Consider the following 15,355-nt stretch of genomic DNA (forward strand, 5'->3'; position numbering starts at 1 on the left):
TTTTGCGCGAAAGCGTGAGTGCAACGTAGCGGCAGCAGCACGATGTTGGTCACGAAGGCGTTATCACAGGATGTGATGGTTTTAGCCTTCGTTCCCCTATCGCTAATCCCCTAGGAGTCGCCCAGCCTCCACTCCAATCAACCAATTCACTTAGCGTGTATCTTCTGGCATGACACTCTAATTTAAATAAAGTTTCAGAAAGATGTGTTTTGTACGAAAGCAAAGTGTTAACGTAGCGTCGGAAACAAATGTTTTCTGCGCGACAGCGAAGCGACAGCGGCAACAAATGTACAATGGCGTTTGTTATAAGACTATTCGATTATTTGAATAGCCCTAACGTTCTCTTTTAACATGAAAAAAATTTATTAAAGTTCTACGTTATTTTTTGATTGGAGTGGAAGGCTACTCGACTCCCTTGGGAAAGCGAGACAGACGAGACCCTGCACGGAGCGAATGTTTTCGTGCGAAAGCGTAGTGCTAACGTAGCGGCAGCAACGTAGCGAAGGAAGCGGCTCGTCACTCGCCCACAGGAAGCTCTGCTCTGCGCGAAAGCGAAGCGTCAGCGACAAAGCGAGTAGCCTGGAACGGAAATCACCAACTTTTAAAGCATCACATCATTCACTAAGATTGCCTTGATCATTTGTTTTTTAAAAACAAGAAGAGCCAACTTCATATAGAAGTTGGCTCTTCCTTATGTCGAGGATACTTATTTACCACATGTAATGCATGAATAATCTCTTTATTGATTCGTTCAATATTTTCAGGAGTATTCATCATTTTAAATGCTTCATCTCGGGATTCCATAGATGTAACATACTTGCTAGGCAATGCATTCAGTGTAAGTGCCACTGCGTCAAGTTCACAGATTTCACATTTACAAAATGTTTGATATTCCGGTCCTCGTAGTAGAAAACTTACTAAACCACGCACAATTTCCTCTGTAACATTTACTAAAATAGGATCTGACATATTCAAACCTTCGCCTCATTTATATTTAATTGTTACATTATTCCTGAAACCATAATAGCGTTAACAAAGTCTTTTTTCAAGAATCGCTAGTAACATCTATATCATTAATATCACTAGCTCCTCAGAATGACTTTTTTTCTACACTCTTCCACCGGATTAAATCCTTTTTACCATTTCTCGGACTTAATTAATCGTAATGAGTTCAACACAACTAGTAATGTAGCACCCATATCTGCAAAGATGGCAATCCATAATGTTAGCCAGCCTGGGATAACAAGTAACAGGGCAATTAATTTTAGGGCTAGGGCAAATATAATGTTCTCTTTAATGATACGTAATGTTTTTCTACTTAAGCCAATTGTATACGGCAGCTTCGTTAAATCGTCGCTCATTAATGCGATATCCGCAGTTTCTAGTGCTGCATCCGTGCCAGCGCCTCCCATTGCAATACCAACATCGGCTGCGGCAAGTGCAGGTGCATCATTGACACCATCTCCTACCATCGCCACTGCACCAAACTGTGCACGTAAATCTTTAATAGCCATTAATTTTTCTGCTGGTAATAAACTTGCTCTTACATCTGTCATATTTAAAGAAGTTGCAATGGCCTGTGCTGTTGGTTCTGCATCACCTGTTAGCATAACTTTATGCTTCACTTTTAAACCATTTAATTTATTTAAAACATCTTTACTTTCTTGACGTAATTGATCAGCGATACCAATCATCCCAATAAACCGATCATTACTAACAGCTGCTACAACTGTTTTCCCCTGTTGTTGAAGTTTATGAACCTGTTCTTTTATCATTTCATCAACAGTCGTTAATGTAGCTATCCATTTTAAGCTTCCTACATAGATTGTTTGATCGTCAACCGTTGCATAGGCACCCTTGCCTGTTACGGATTGAAAGTCTGTTGGTATAAACTCTGTCAAATTTTTTTCATGCAAAGCCTGCAAAATAGCTTTAGCTAATGGATGCTGTGATTGTTTTTCAACAGCCGCTACTAGCTGTAAAACATAATCCTCAGACATTTCCTGCGATGTTAAAATATCCGTTACAGCAGGTTGACCTTTTGTAAGTGTGCCAGTTTTATCAAATGCTATTGCTTCAATATGACCAAGCTGCTCTAAATGAATACCGCCTTTAATAAGAACACCTTGTCTAGCAGCGTTCCCAATTGCTGTAACAATAGCAACTGGTGTAGAAACGACTAATGCACATGGACAACCTACAACAAGGACCGCCAATCCTTGGTAAATCCAATGTTGCCAATCACCTATAAATAAAGGTGGTAGAACCGCTACAAGTAAAGCAACAAGCATAATTGTAGGTGTGTAGTATTTCGCAAAGCGATCAACGAACTGCTGTGAAGGTGCTTTTTCTGCCTGTGCTTCTTCAACAAGATGAATGATTTTGGCAATTGTTGTGTCCTCTACTCGCTTGGTCACACGAACCTCTAAGGCCCCTTCTTCATTCAGAGTTCCTGCAAATACTTCGTCATCGATTGTTTTGCTGACCGGAATAGATTCACCTGTAATCGCTGCCTGATTCACCGCTGATAGTCCACTAACGACAATTCCGTCCATAGCAATTTTCTGACCAGGTTTAACGATTAAAATGTCACCAATTTCAATCTCCTCAGTTGGAAGCTCCATCTCATGGAAATGCTCGCCATGTGCACGTTTTATCGTCGCCGTTGGAGGAGCTATATCCATGAGCTGACGAATCGATTGGCGCGCTTTATCCATTGAATACGCCTCAAGCGCTTCACTTACTGCGAATAAAAAGACAACAACAGCCGCTTCTTCCCATTCCCCAATAATAGCTGCACCTATTACTGCAATAGTCATCAGCGTCTTCATATCAAATTCAAAGCGTGCTAAATTGCGGAAGCCTGTTTTAAAAATTCCAATTCCCCCAACTAGAATTGCGATAATAAACATCCCAATAGTTAGCGGATCCGTTTCACCACGCATTGTTCCAAACATATATCCAAGCACTACGAATAACAAAGAGATTCCAGCTAATATATTTTCTATTTTTCGATAAAAAGGTGTTGATTTTTCAATTGTTCTTGCCGTTGATTGGGATACTTTTATGCCGTCGAAGGCACCAGCTTCTTCAAGTTGATCAACGTCAATATCACCAATAACCGTTATTTTAGAAGCACCAAAATTCACTTGTGCATCCTGAACCTCTGGAATAGCCTTCACGTTTTTTTCGAACTTTGCTGCACAGCTGGCACAGGATAAGTTTTGCAACCTATATTCTTGTTTAGTTGGTGTTGCTGCCATTTGCAATCCCCTCTTTCACATGTTCGTAAGCAATCGTTACAATTTGATACACATGTTCATCAGCTAAAGAGTAATACATTTGCTTTCCTTTTCGATATGACTTCGCTAAATTATTATCTTTTAAATATCGTAAATGATGCGATGCTGTTGCTACTGACGAACCGATAATGGAGGCCACATCGCAAACACATAATTCATCTTCGACCGTTAAGGCATACGCAATTTTAAGTCTTGTTTCATCAGATAATGCCTTTAAAAATTTAGCTACTCCTGATAGATCTGGCATTTGCTGTTGCACCATAATGACAGCTTCTTCATGAACATGTGTTATCTCACATACTTCTTTTGGCATTTCCTCACCTCATTCAAATGTTTGTTTGATTGTTTTCAATATAGCATAATATTCCATCATATTCAAATGAATATTTGAATGTAAATGATTTATATCACAAATTTAAAAATACATTTATTTAAATTGATACCTTATAAATATAAACGTAAAAAAGCCATCACTTCAATGTGATAGCTTTGCATGTTGTTGTGTTAATGAAATTATGGTGACATATTAAACAAAGTTGAGATTAATAAAGCATGCTAAGAGGTTGATCTTCGTTACGACTGAGCGACTCCTTGGGGATCAGCGATAGAGGAACGAAGGCTAAAACCATCACATCCTGTGATAACGCCTTCGTGACCAACATCCTGCTGCTGCCGCTACGTTGCACTGCGCTTTCGCACAAAAAACACCTGTTGCCCCGACGCCCCCAGGAAGCTCTGCTCTGCGCGAAAGCGAAGCGTCAGCAGCAAATGTTTTATCTGTGCGAAAGCGGAGCGGCAGCAATTGTTTTATCTGTGCGAAAGCGGAGCGGCAGCAATTGTTTTATCTGTGCGAAAGCGGAGCGGCAGCAATTGTTTTATCTGTGCGAAAGCGGAGCGACAGCAACAACAAAGCGCCCAGCCGGAACGGAAATCAACCCCCTCGTTTTGCCGAAGAGTCATACTTTAATTGATCATTTTATGGTTCATAAACCCTTATTAAGCTGTAATTCAATCGGACAATGATCGCTGCCCATAATTTGTGAATGAATATTTGCCACATTAATGTTGTTCTTTAGTCTCTCCGACACAATAAAGTAGTCAATACGCCATCCAATATTGCGCTCGCGTACTTTATTCATATAAGACCACCATGTATAGTGGTCTGTTGTATCTGGATACATATAGCGGAATGAATCTACAAAACCACTTGCCAATAGCTCCGTCATTTGTGCACGTTCTTCATATGTAAAACCTGAATTACCAACATTCGATTTTGCATTTTTTAAGTCAATTTCCATATGTGCGACATTTAAATCGCCACAGTAAATTATAGGTTTCTTGGAATCTAGCTCTTTTAAATAAAGCGCTAATCGATCCTCCCATTCTAAACGAAGAGGTAATCTAGCTAAATCACGTTGTGAATTTGGGGTATAAACATTCACTAAGTAAAAATCTTCATACTCAAGTGTAATAATTCTCCCCTCTTCCTGTGATTCATCCTCACCAACGCCATAACGTACTGAAAGCGGCGTATGCTTTGTAAAAATAGCTGTACCTGAATAGCCTTTCTTCTGTGCATAATTCCAATATTGCTCATATCCCTCAAGTAAAATCTCCACTTGTTCTGCCTGACATTTTGTTTCTTGAATACAGAAAAAATCTGCATCTACATAATTGAAGAAATCTAAAAACCCTTTACCTAAGCAGGCTCGAATTCCATTAACATTCCATGATATAAACTTCATTTCTGTTTTCACTCCTCAAAAAACGCCCTCCACCATTAGCGAAGGGCGTAGTATCCTATAAGTCGTCACCAACGATTTTTACTTCTGTTTCTAAATCGATGCCAAACTTTTCTTTAACTTCTCGTTGTACCATTTGAATTGTTGCAATATACTCAGTAGCCGTTGCATTACCTTTATTAACAATAAAGCCTGCATGCTTCGTTGATACCTCTGCATCACCAATGCCTTTTCCTTGTAAGCCACTATCTTGAATAAGCTTACCAGCAAAGTGACCAGGTGGGCGCTTAAAAACACTCCCTGCAGATGGATATTCTAACGGCTGCTTAGATTCTCGCTGAAACGTTAAATCAGCAATTTTTGCATCAATTTCTTCCTGCACACCTTTTGCTAATTGAAATTCGGATGATAATACATAGTATCCCTTCTTGGCAATGATACTTTGACGATAACCAAGTTCAAGATCTTCTTTAGATAGTATTAAAATTTCGCCTTCTCTTGTTAACACTTTCGATGAAATAATAATATCCTTAATTTCACCGCCATATGCACCGGCATTCATTGCCATAGCTCCACCAACTGAGCCAGGGATGCCACAAGCAAATTCAAAACCTGTTAAAGAGGCTGTTGCTGCCAGTTTCGATACATCTTTTATAAGTGCACCGCTTTGTGCATAAACATGGTCACCATTAATGCGAATTTCATCTAAAAACGAAAATGTAACAACGATCCCTCGATGACCGCCATCACGAACGACCATATTAGATCCGTTACCTAACATTAATAAAGGTATATTATTTTTGTGAGCATAGCGAATAACCGTTGCTGCCTCTTCCTCAGTTTCAACGAGAACGAAAACATCCGCTTTACCACCTAATTTTGTCATAGTATATTGCTGTAATGATTCATTTAACTTAATATTGGCTGGATTAACACTCTGTGCTAAATCCGCCGCCCATTGTTCTTTTGTCATGAGAGCTAATTCCTTTCTAACGTCCTTCTTACTCTACACTAGTATGGATTTAGAACCCTAATTTGACAAGTAAAAATGCAGGGTAATTTTTTATCTCGCCTTAACGTCCGTGCAGAGATGATGAATAGGATAAAGAAAAATAATGGTCATTAGTATTACATATGTCCAATGTTTATCTATCCATCAGAGATTTCGAGATAGACTTCACACTTTTACAGCCAACTCGTTGCCCACGATTCGATATTGCGAATTGCTCCTTCTAGTGCCCAACCTTTATCCGTCAAAGAATACTCAACACGCACTGGTACCTCTGAATATACTTTTCTTTTAACAAGCCCTTCTTTTTCTAGCTCTTTTAAACGTTCGGATAGTAAACGGCCACTTACAGGTAATGCAGTTTCAATCTCATTAAAGCGCTGTGGTCCATCTAATAATTGATATAAAATCAGCCCTGTCCAGCGTTTTCCGATTAAATCCATTGCTTTAGCTAAACGAGGACATAAATTTGACTCACTCATTTTTTTCACCTCTTATGTACTCTATTGTAACGATTATTTTTAAAAAAGTAAATTTGAAGTAACTTATTTACCACTAGTAATCTATTTACCATTTTTCATTTGATTACTAAATGTAACTTATAGTGTTTTTTCATTTTTAGCATTAGCCTTTGATTCAACACCGTATAAAAGCTAATGATGGCATAAAAAATTAGCCATGGCCGCCCAATCAGAGAGTAGTCATGGTAGCCTACTATTTAAGAAAAAATGGCCACTTACTTCTATAATAGATGCATATGATTTTATTATTATGACTACTTCTATTGTTGCACCCCTTTGTAGAAGACAAGTTACCGTACTGTAATGACGTTATATTGACAAACCTGACTTTCAAGGAGCCTATTTTTTATATTTACTTTAAACATTCATAAAATAAACTTTCGCTGGCGTAATATTTTACCATTTTTTCTAAAAACGCATTGAAAACCTGAATTGTTTAATTTATTATTCGTGTAAGATACGGTTTTTAAGGGGCTTTTCCATGAAAAAGTATGCGATTGATTTCATTCAAAATCGCTGTTGCTAGTGTTTCAAACGAAAAACTTTGATCATGATATGCATCTTGTATCTTCGATTTTTTTGACGCTGACATTTATCCAAAAATTTTATTTACGTCTACATATATTGAAAAATTATAAGATAAGAAGTTTGCTTTACATGGAAATTTGACTATTAAGGATATAACAAAGCCTATCGTTTTTACAACAGTGTATACAGGGAACAGTGTAAATACATGGGCGCAATCAGAATGGATTCCTGATGAAGGAACAGTTTATAACACTCTCTTAGAAACAGGTGGTGTATTGTCGTAGTTGATATTGTAGTGGATCTTGAAGTATATATATCCTTTATAACAACTTCAAGCACAATATTTCGTAGAACGGAGGACTTTTATGGTTGGGTTTGATGAACTCTCTTTTGCACATACTTTTATTTCAATGATGTTTTTTATCGTATTCGGTGTTATCGCATTTTCTATTATAAAAAGTATTTTACAATGGTCAAAAAACAACAATGAACCATTACTAACTGTACCCGCTAAAGTCGTTACAAAACGGTCTAATACTAGTGGAGGTTCTGGTAACCCTAGTGCTCATACATCGTACTATGTCACATTCGAAGTACAAAGTGGGGATCGGCTAGAGATCAATTATGCCTCGGCATAATTGCGTCCGGAATCGGCTTTGTGCTTGCACAAAGAACTCCTTTCCGATTCCTTGACATCCGCCGGAGGCTTTAACTTATTTCAGCGGACGTTTGGACAACCGCTGAAATAAGTTAAAAATGAACGGTCGTGATTATGGACAGCTTGCAGATGGTGACTTTGGTTTATTATCGTTTCAAGGAACACGTTATCATGCATTTGAACGACAAAAAAAGGAGAGTAGCGTTTAACCAACGCACTCTCCTTTTTTACATTTCAGTATTACTTAATTAAATATTTACCAAAGCCGCCTTCTGTATCGGCTAAATATTCAATATTGCTGCCTGCAGGAATGACTTTTTGTGCATCCTTTGCAGAATTGTAAATAACTTTTGTATTTGCTGGGAATGGTGCAAATGACCAATTGTTATCCGCAGCAGGATTAATTGTTTTGTTTGTCATAATGTAGTCAATTACAGCTTGGCGATTTTCATAAGCATAGTTTCTTAAGTTAGAGCCATCTGCCTTTTTAAATGTAGCACCATAAGAACCACCCACGCGGTAATTGTTCGAAATGATGATAAATTCTTGTTTTAGATCGATTGGTTTACCGTTGTATTGCACGTTTTTAATACGATTCGCTTTTTCGTCTAGTAGAATACCTCGACTATCATATTTCGCTGGTGATGTTACATCGATTTGATAAGTTAAGCCATCTAATACATCAAAATTGTAAGAACGTGCCTCTGGGTCAATAATATTTTGTTCTTTAGTTTGATTTGGATCAATTGTTGCAAAAACACCAGCAGCCATTTCTAACCATTCAATAGCTTGCGCACCAGTTACTTTAATCGTTGCAAGCGTATTATCATAAAAATAAATGTCTGCCATATTTTTAATCGCAAGCGGACCTACAGGAATGTTTGTGTAATCTGCAGGATTATTTCGAGATCCCGCTTTGAAAGGTGCACCAGCTGAAAGAAGCGGTGTGTTTTCATCAGCAGTACCTTTTAATTCTTTTTCAATAAACCATTTTTGAGCTTGTGTCACAATTTGAATAGAAGGATCGTCTTGAACCATTGAGAAGTAGCTATGGATTGGTGCAGTTGTCTCACCAACAGGCTGACGAATATACTTTAACGTACCTTCATGCGCTTCTTTAATTGCATTTAAAACTGTTTTAGATGGTTTTAGGCCTTCTTGTTTGATAGAACGAATAGAACCTTGTCCATCCTTTACAATCCATTTAGAGCCTTTTTGTTCTAGTTGTAAATCAATGACTCCAAGATAGCTACCATAGCTTCCTGCCATTACAGTAGGTACACCGTTAATTGTCCCTTTTTCTTGATCGACATTTTTCAGATTTTTATAGTCGCCTGGGAATGTTAAATGAGAGTGACCTGTAATTAAAGCGTCGACACCTTTAATCTCAGAGATTTGGTACCCAACGTTTTCGTTACCTTTTTCATATTTATCCTCACCAATACCTGAATGTGAAAGTACTACAATTACGTCTGCACCTGCTTTTTGCATTTCTGGTACAACTTCTTTTACCGCTTCAACTGGTTCTTGCATTTCTACTTTGCCTGCTAAATGAATAGCATCCCATTCAACGATTTTCGTAGGTACAATCCCTGTAACGCCCACTTTAAGCGTGTGCTTTTTACCTGTATTGTCTACAACCTCTTTATTAAGAATTACATAAGGTGTGTACATATGCTTTTTTGTTTTAGCGTCGTATGTGTTTGCATTTACGACTGGATATTTTGCATCATTTAATACTTCATCTAAAAACTTTAAACCATAGTTGAACTCGTGATTTCCTAAAGTTCCTCCATCATATTTCAATGCATTTAGTGCAGCAATAGCTGGATGAACCTCACCTGGCTTCAAAGGGTTCTCTAACGCTTTATAAGAACCTAGTGGCGTTCCTTGAATTAAATCACCGTTATCAAATAATAATGTATTTGGGTTCTCAGTACGGGCCTGTTCAATTAATGTAGCCGTGTTTGCTAAACCTACATCAGCTGATTCAGCATCTAAGAAATAATTGTAATTGGCAAGGTTTGTATGAATATCTGTTGTTCCTAATATTTGAAGATCTACTGTAGATGTTGATAATTTGTATTCGGCTACAAAGCGTTTAATAATACTTTGCATTTGCTCAGTTGTTACATAGGCACGAGGACGAATTGTGTTATCCTCAAATCCTTGTAATAAGTTTGCTGCAACGGCATTTGCTAAATCTTGCTTATGTGTTGTAGCAATTTGATTCGCATCTTTAAACTTATCTAATACAGTAAGTGGTGCGTTATCTTTGGCCAATCCACGAGCAGAAATAACAAATGCTTGTTGTCGTGTCAATTTATCATTTGGACCAAACAATGTCGCTGTTTTACCTTTAATAAGATTCAATTCTACTGCCTTTTCTACATACGGAGCTAACTCCTTAGAGATGTCAGTGAAGGCAGTTTTTGAACCATCCCCTAGCTCTACATTTAAGCTTTCTACTAACTCTTTCACGTAATCCCCACGTGTCACATCGTTTGATGCAGCATTCGCGGATAATCCAAATGGCAACACCGCGAATAGAACAAGTAACATCGCTAAGAATTTAGTAATAAACTTCTTATCCATGGTAACAACCTCCTTATAACTCTAATATTTTCCTACATTTTTCATTATATTATACTAATTAATAATTTAATTGAATAAATAGTCCTAATTGTATGTATTTTTAAACGAATAGCAAAACTCTTCTTCTAAAAATAATAGATTAATATCATTTACACAACCGGATGTTAGTAAATGTAAATCAGAAGTATGTGCATAATACCAATAGATTAGACCTCCTTACCACTACCGTACCTCTATGAAGGAAACAAAAAAAGTTCTCTCAAATTGAGAGAACTTTTTTAAAAACACTACTATATTTCCCTAATCAACAAGCTAGAGAATATAATTTATTATGCAGTTACAGTTTGTAAAGATTGAGCTACTTTTTTAACCGCTTCTAGGCCGTTTGCAATAATTTCTTGCGCTTTATCTTGTGAAGCGTTATGACCTTCAATGATAACCTCTTCGATAATTTCCATACCGAACATGCCAACAACATTTTTGATGTAGTTAACTGACATTTCCATTGGTTGTGCTTCAGGTGCAGAGTAGTAACCACCGCGAGCATTTAGAATAACTACTTTTTTGTCAGTCATTAAGCCTTCTAATTGACCGTTTTCATTATATTTAAATGTATAACCAGCTTGGAATACATAGTCAATGAAAGTTTGTAATTTTGCTGGGATTGTTAAGTTCCAAAGTGGGAAAGCAAATACGACAACATCAGCTGCAGTTAAAGCATCCATAGCTTTTTGTTTTGCTGCTAAAAGACGTGATTCAATGTCAGTTAACGTTTCACCGTTTTGAACTTTACCAAAAGCATTGAAAAGATCTTGACCGAAATAAGGCATATCTTCTGCGAATACGTCAAAAGTCGTTACGTTTACACCTTGTACATTTTCCATAAATGTGTCGTACATTTTTGTTGAAATACCATCTGGACGGTTGTTTGCTTTTACTACTAATACATTCATTATATAAATTCTCCCTTAAATTTCAAAGTTTAATATCTCGAATTCAAGATATATGAATATATTAAAAAACTTTGTGTAAAAAGTCAATGTTAGTATACTCAGACTTTTGACTGAAATGAGGGTATCTCAAAATATTCACACATAACGTAGGGTTGATTTCCGTTCCGACTGGGTGCTTTCCTGGGGGCGTCCGATGAGCCGCTTCACTCGCTCTGCTCGCTCCAGGGTCTCATCTGTGACGCTAATCCCCAAGGAGTCACCCAGTCGTAACGAAGATCAACTTTTCCATATGATATGCGTTTTTACATAGGTCATCCCTTTTTATAATAAGCTATTAAAGCATATATATTAGATATGAATAGGTACCTTACTAATCTGATCTGCTTCAAAAAAGTTAAAATTTACAACTATCGTCCGCACAAACCCCACCATCTTCAGAGCCTGCCATCTTTAATCCTGGTTGTAAGCCTTCTTCTTCTGCAACTTTACGTAAAGTTTCTTCAAATACTTCTTGAGGTTGTGCCCCAGAAATACCGTACTTACGATTTAACACAAAGAACGGTACCCCTCGTACGCCCAGTTGTAGCCCTTCTTGTATATCAGCCTCTACCTCTGATTTAAAACCATCGTTTGAAAGAACCTTTGCAACTTCTTCACGATTTAGACCTACTTGTTCAGCAATATCGATTAATACATCATCCTGACCAATACGCTTTGCTTCAATAAAATAATTGTATAATAATGCTTCAACAAGCGCTGTAACATCCCCTCGTTGTTCTGCCCACTTTACTAGACGATGTGCTTTTAATGTATTTTCCTCCATTAAATGATCAAAGTTATAATCTAGACCAACTTCTTTTGCGCGAGCAGCAACACCTTGCGTCATTTCCTTCGCTTTTTCTAGCGACAGCCCATACTTTTTCGCCAATGCTTCATATGTAGACACAGTTGTATCCACCGGTGTTGTTGGGTCAAGTTGATAGCTTTTATAAACGAGCTCTACCTGCCCTGCAAAACCAGTTTCCTGAATCGCTTGCTCTAGTTGCTTTTTCCCAATATAACAAAACGGACATACATAATCTGACCAAATTTCAATTTTCATAGCTAGTCACGCTCCTTTTGCTACATTGTAGCGATAGTAATGATTACAAGGCAATTTTTATGCTTCATTGCATAATTTCTCAAATCAATCTACATACTGAACGTAAAAACAATGTGAGGGTTATGTATGACACAATCTCTTTGGCTCGGAACAATTGATCCCGTCTCCCTACCATCTCTTCCTGCTTCAACCACTTGTGATGTATGTATTATTGGTGGAGGCTTGACGGGACTATATACAGCCTATGTCTTAGCAAAATCAGGTGTAGATGTGGTCTTGCTTGAGGCAAATTCCCATATCGGTCATGGTACGACCGGTCATTCAACAGGAAAATTAACTGCACAGCATAGCTTAGTTTATGCCAACCTTATTGAAAAACTTTCTGTAGATGAGGCGCGTCTTTATTATCAGCTCAATCAAATAGCTGTAGAAAAAGCATTACAGTTACTCCCTAAAGAAAGCATTCAACAAGTAGATTCATTGCTTTATTGCCAAACAAAAGAAGGCTATGCCCAATTATTAAAAGAATGGAATGCCTATAAAGTATTAAATATTAAGGCAAAAATCTCTTCTGACACAGAGCTTCCCTTTCCAATTACAAAAGCACTTAGCATGTCCCAGCAGGCACAAATTCATCCTGTAGAAGTGTGTAATTTCCTTGTAAAAGAAGCTTTATCAATGGGCGCAAAAATCTATACAAATACCCGTGTTCAGCAATTAAACATACCACAAAATAGCTTACATACCGCAAATGACATGTCGGTTCAATACAACAAGCTTATTTTATGCTCACACTATCCAATCGAAGCCTTTAGAGGACTACATCTTTTCAAACTTTCTAATAGTCGCTCCTATATGGTTGCTGGTAAAATTACTGATACACTACAAGGTCAATACTTATGCGTAGATAATCCTACACGCTCTATTCGAACAGCTACCATTAACGGTGAGCATTATTTAGTATTAGGTGGAGCTAATCATATTGCAGGTGAAACAACCAATACTCAGCCCTATTATGATGCTATTCAAAATGAAATGAAGACTCACTTCGATCAGGATCCAATCTATCGCTGGTCAGCGCAGGACATCGAAACACCTGATATGGTCCCGTATGTTGGCAGGATTACACCTTCCTTACCTAATGTTTTCATTGCAACTGGTTATCGAAAATGGGGAATTTCCAATTCTTTTGTAGCTGGGGATCTACTGTCCTCCTTAATAACAGGCGCTGGGAATGAGGATGGCGCAATTCCTCTTTATTCGCCAACACGTACGAAATTTGGGGCTCAATTTATGCAGATGTTAAAGGTAGGAGGCTTTGTAGCCAAGGAATTCGTAACAGGTTATGTGAAACGTGCCAATACACCAACTTGCACGCATTTAGGCTGTAAAACAAAATGGAATGAAGCAGATGAAACTTGGGATTGCCCTTGTCACGGCTCTCGCTTTAATGCCAAAGGGGAAGTTCTGGAAGGTCCTGCTGTACATCCTTTAAAGCTAGATTGAAAAACAAAATGATCAAGGGAATTTTTGTGAATGTTGTGGCTTTTTAGATGAGATTGGCTTCCGTTCTAGGCTACTAGTTTTCACTGCGGGAAGGTTGATGTGATAAAAATTAAAAGTTGGTCAATAATTCCTGAAAGTGTTTCGATAAACCAAAAAGTTGGATATCATTTTGTTAAAACGCATGTTGTGTGAAGTAGTTGATTGGAGTGGAGGCTGGGCGACTCCTCGGGGATTAGCGTCACAGATGAGACCCTACAGCGAAGCGAAGCGGCTCATCGGACGCCCCCAGGAAAGCGCCCAGCCGGAACGGAAATCAACCCCACGTTTTGCCGAAGAGTATACTTTATTTTATAGGACACTTTAATTTCATTGACACAATAGTTTTTCAACAATAAAAAAAGAGGTTGCCCATTTCGAGGCAACCTCTTTTTCATTATTTCAATGCATCAGTTAATACTGGAACAATTTGTTTTTTACGAGATACAACACCCGGTAAAACAACTCGATTATTCACAAGCTCTGCGCCAAATCCTTTTGCTGCAGCCTCTGCTACTTGTCCAATTGCAACCGCAGTTGAATCATTGTTTAAAATATCCGTTACAACAAAGAAGAATAAATCTAAGCCATTTTGCGCTACATTTTTATTTAATAAATTTTCTAATTCCTCTTGGCGGCCAAGTACATCGTTAATATCGACAGCATTTACTTGGGCTACTACAGATTTATATTCACCGAATTGGAATTCTTTCGCATCTAATGATAAAAGATCTTCTAATGATTTATCTGAAAGATCTGCACCTGCTTTAAGCATAGCTAATCCATATTCAGCGGCATCAACACCTGCAATTTTCGCTAACTCTTCACCAGCTTGTACATCTTGCTCTGTGCAAGTTGGAGATTTGAATAATAATGTATCAGAAACGATGGCCGAAAGCATTAAACCTGCAATGTTTGCAGGAACTGCTACGCCATGTTCTTTGAAGATTTTATTTAAAATCGTTGCAGTACAGCCTACAGGTTCTGCACGGTAGTATAGTGGATCAGCCGTTTGGAAGTTTGCAATACGGTGATGATCAATCACTTCTGCAATTTGTACTTCTTCAATTCCATCAGCAGATTGCTGGAATTCATTGTGGTCTACAAGGATTACTCTCTCTGCTTCTCCAACTACTGATGAAATTAATCGAGGTGCCTCAAAGCCAAATTTATCTAAAGCAAATTGTGTTTCATTATTTACATCACCAAGACGTACCGCCTCAGCATCAACACCAATTTGCTGTTTTAAATATGCATATACAATTGCAGACGTAATTGTGTCTGTATCTGGATTTTTATGACCAAAAATTAAAACTTTACTCATTGAATTTATTCCTCCTAAATGGCAATTACCTTTATAGTTTATTTTATCATATCTTATGAACAAACATGTTATAAAGTGA

14 protein-coding genes are annotated in these 15,355 nt (G+C 37.8%); 4 read left to right on the forward strand and 10 right to left on the reverse strand.

From position 1 onward, the window contains the following. Positions 1-669: 669 nt before the first annotated feature. From ACQKMI_RS16365 to ACQKMI_RS16375, 3 genes are all read right to left on the reverse strand, one after another. A complete protein-coding gene (locus ACQKMI_RS16365) occupies positions 670-969 on the reverse strand; it encodes a late competence development ComFB family protein (protein WP_427417346.1) in 300 nt (99 codons plus the stop codon). A 167-nt stretch (positions 970-1,136) separates the two neighbouring features. Then, positions 1,137-3,263 (reverse strand): heavy metal translocating P-type ATPase, encoded by a 2,127-nt coding sequence (locus tag ACQKMI_RS16370; RefSeq protein ID WP_427490625.1) that lies wholly within the window; start codon positions 3,261-3,263, stop codon positions 1,137-1,139. Further along, positions 3,244-3,615 (reverse strand): ArsR/SmtB family transcription factor, encoded by a 372-nt coding sequence (locus tag ACQKMI_RS16375; protein ID WP_427490627.1) that lies wholly within the window; start codon positions 3,613-3,615, stop codon positions 3,244-3,246. Before ACQKMI_RS16375 ends, ACQKMI_RS16370 begins: the two co-directional genes overlap by 20 nt. A 278-nt stretch (positions 3,616-3,893) precedes the next feature. On the opposite strand from ACQKMI_RS16375, the gene ACQKMI_RS16380 reads away from it, so the two are divergent. Then, positions 3,894-4,325 carry a hypothetical protein gene (locus ACQKMI_RS16380; protein WP_427490629.1) on the forward strand — a complete coding sequence of 144 codons (432 nt, stop codon included), beginning with the start codon at positions 3,894-3,896 and terminating at the stop codon, positions 4,323-4,325. Here the strand turns inward: ACQKMI_RS16380 and ACQKMI_RS16385 are convergent. The 3 genes from ACQKMI_RS16385 to ACQKMI_RS16395 all read right to left on the reverse strand — a co-directional run bounded on the left by ACQKMI_RS16385 (position 4,286) and on the right by ACQKMI_RS16395 (position 6,535). Continuing rightward, positions 4,286-5,047, reverse strand: a complete 762-nt coding sequence (locus ACQKMI_RS16385) for an exodeoxyribonuclease III (RefSeq protein WP_427490631.1) — start codon at positions 5,045-5,047, stop codon at positions 4,286-4,288. The genes ACQKMI_RS16380 and ACQKMI_RS16385 overlap by 40 nt on opposite strands. A 55-nt stretch (positions 5,048-5,102) precedes the next feature. Continuing rightward, positions 5,103-6,017: a UDP-N-acetylmuramate dehydrogenase gene (gene murB / locus ACQKMI_RS16390; RefSeq protein ID WP_427490633.1), complete on the reverse strand. Its 915-nt coding sequence runs from the start codon at positions 6,015-6,017 to the stop codon at positions 5,103-5,105. Positions 6,018-6,229: 212 nt separating this feature from the next. After that, complete coding sequence (locus tag ACQKMI_RS16395; protein ID WP_427413943.1) at positions 6,230-6,535, reverse strand: winged helix-turn-helix transcriptional regulator; 306 nt, start codon at positions 6,533-6,535, stop codon at positions 6,230-6,232. A 704-nt stretch (positions 6,536-7,239) separates the two neighbouring features. Here ACQKMI_RS16395 and ACQKMI_RS16400 point away from each other — a divergent pair. Both ACQKMI_RS16400 and ACQKMI_RS16405 read left to right on the forward strand, forming a co-directional pair. Then, positions 7,240-7,386: a hypothetical protein gene (locus tag ACQKMI_RS16400; protein ID WP_427490635.1), complete on the forward strand. Its 147-nt coding sequence runs from the start codon at positions 7,240-7,242 to the stop codon at positions 7,384-7,386. Between the two features lie 81 nt (positions 7,387-7,467). Further along, on the forward strand, positions 7,468-7,740 hold the full coding sequence (locus tag ACQKMI_RS16405; protein WP_427490637.1) for a DUF2500 domain-containing protein: 273 nt from the start codon (positions 7,468-7,470) through the stop codon (positions 7,738-7,740). A gap of 260 nt (positions 7,741-8,000) precedes the next feature. Here ACQKMI_RS16405 and ACQKMI_RS16410 read toward each other — a convergent pair whose 3' ends face one another. From ACQKMI_RS16410 to ACQKMI_RS16420, 3 genes are all read right to left on the reverse strand, one after another. Next, positions 8,001-10,355: a bifunctional 2',3'-cyclic-nucleotide 2'-phosphodiesterase/3'-nucleotidase gene (locus tag ACQKMI_RS16410; RefSeq protein ID WP_427490639.1), complete on the reverse strand. Its 2,355-nt coding sequence runs from the start codon at positions 10,353-10,355 to the stop codon at positions 8,001-8,003. A 329-nt stretch (positions 10,356-10,684) separates the two neighbouring features. Then, positions 10,685-11,308 carry an FMN-dependent NADH-azoreductase gene (locus ACQKMI_RS16415; protein WP_427490641.1) on the reverse strand — a complete coding sequence of 208 codons (624 nt, stop codon included), beginning with the start codon at positions 11,306-11,308 and terminating at the stop codon, positions 10,685-10,687. 394 nt (positions 11,309-11,702) lie between these two features. Further along, positions 11,703-12,410, reverse strand: coding sequence for a DsbA family oxidoreductase (locus tag ACQKMI_RS16420; RefSeq protein WP_427490643.1), 708 nt, complete (start codon positions 12,408-12,410; stop codon positions 11,703-11,705). Between the two features lie 126 nt (positions 12,411-12,536). Between ACQKMI_RS16420 and ACQKMI_RS16425 the strand changes: the two genes are divergently transcribed. After that, on the forward strand, positions 12,537-13,916 hold the full coding sequence (locus tag ACQKMI_RS16425; RefSeq protein ID WP_427490645.1) for an FAD-dependent oxidoreductase: 1,380 nt from the start codon (positions 12,537-12,539) through the stop codon (positions 13,914-13,916). Between the two features lie 433 nt (positions 13,917-14,349). On the opposite strand, the gene ACQKMI_RS16430 is transcribed toward ACQKMI_RS16425, so the two are convergent. After that, entirely contained in the window at positions 14,350-15,276 is a 927-nt protein-coding gene (locus ACQKMI_RS16430; protein ID WP_427490646.1) for a manganese-dependent inorganic pyrophosphatase, read from the reverse strand. Positions 15,277-15,355 lie beyond the last annotated feature (79 nt).

This window comes from Lysinibacillus sp. NPDC097214 (assembly GCF_050277945.1).
GTDB classification, from domain to species: Bacteria; Bacillota; Bacilli; order Bacillales_A; family Planococcaceae; genus Lysinibacillus; species Lysinibacillus xylanilyticus_B.

What these genes read in the sequence shown, in the direction of transcription:
- ACQKMI_RS16365 (WP_427417346.1), bottom strand. Translation starts at nt 969, where the DNA reads ATGTCAGATCCTATTTTAGTAAATGTTACAGAGGAAATTGTGCGTGGT.
- ACQKMI_RS16370 (WP_427490625.1), bottom strand. Translation starts at nt 3,263, where the DNA reads ATGGCAGCAACACCAACTAAACAAGAATATAGGTTGCAAAACTTATCC.
- ACQKMI_RS16375 (WP_427490627.1), bottom strand. Translation starts at nt 3,615, where the DNA reads ATGCCAAAAGAAGTATGTGAGATAACACATGTTCATGAAGAAGCTGTC.
- ACQKMI_RS16385 (WP_427490631.1), bottom strand. Translation starts at nt 5,047, where the DNA reads ATGAAGTTTATATCATGGAATGTTAATGGAATTCGAGCCTGCTTAGGT.
- murB (WP_427490633.1), bottom strand. Translation starts at nt 6,017, where the DNA reads ATGACAAAAGAACAATGGGCGGCGGATTTAGCACAGAGTGTTAATCCA.
- ACQKMI_RS16395 (WP_427413943.1), bottom strand. Translation starts at nt 6,535, where the DNA reads ATGAGTGAGTCAAATTTATGTCCTCGTTTAGCTAAAGCAATGGATTTA.
- ACQKMI_RS16405 (WP_427490637.1), top strand. Translation starts at nt 7,468, where the DNA reads ATGGTTGGGTTTGATGAACTCTCTTTTGCACATACTTTTATTTCAATG.
- ACQKMI_RS16410 (WP_427490639.1), bottom strand. Translation starts at nt 10,355, where the DNA reads ATGGATAAGAAGTTTATTACTAAATTCTTAGCGATGTTACTTGTTCTA.
- ACQKMI_RS16415 (WP_427490641.1), bottom strand. Translation starts at nt 11,308, where the DNA reads ATGAATGTATTAGTAGTAAAAGCAAACAACCGTCCAGATGGTATTTCA.
- ACQKMI_RS16420 (WP_427490643.1), bottom strand. Translation starts at nt 12,410, where the DNA reads ATGAAAATTGAAATTTGGTCAGATTATGTATGTCCGTTTTGTTATATT.
- ACQKMI_RS16425 (WP_427490645.1), top strand. Translation starts at nt 12,537, where the DNA reads ATGACACAATCTCTTTGGCTCGGAACAATTGATCCCGTCTCCCTACCA.
- ACQKMI_RS16430 (WP_427490646.1), bottom strand. Translation starts at nt 15,276, where the DNA reads ATGAGTAAAGTTTTAATTTTTGGTCATAAAAATCCAGATACAGACACA.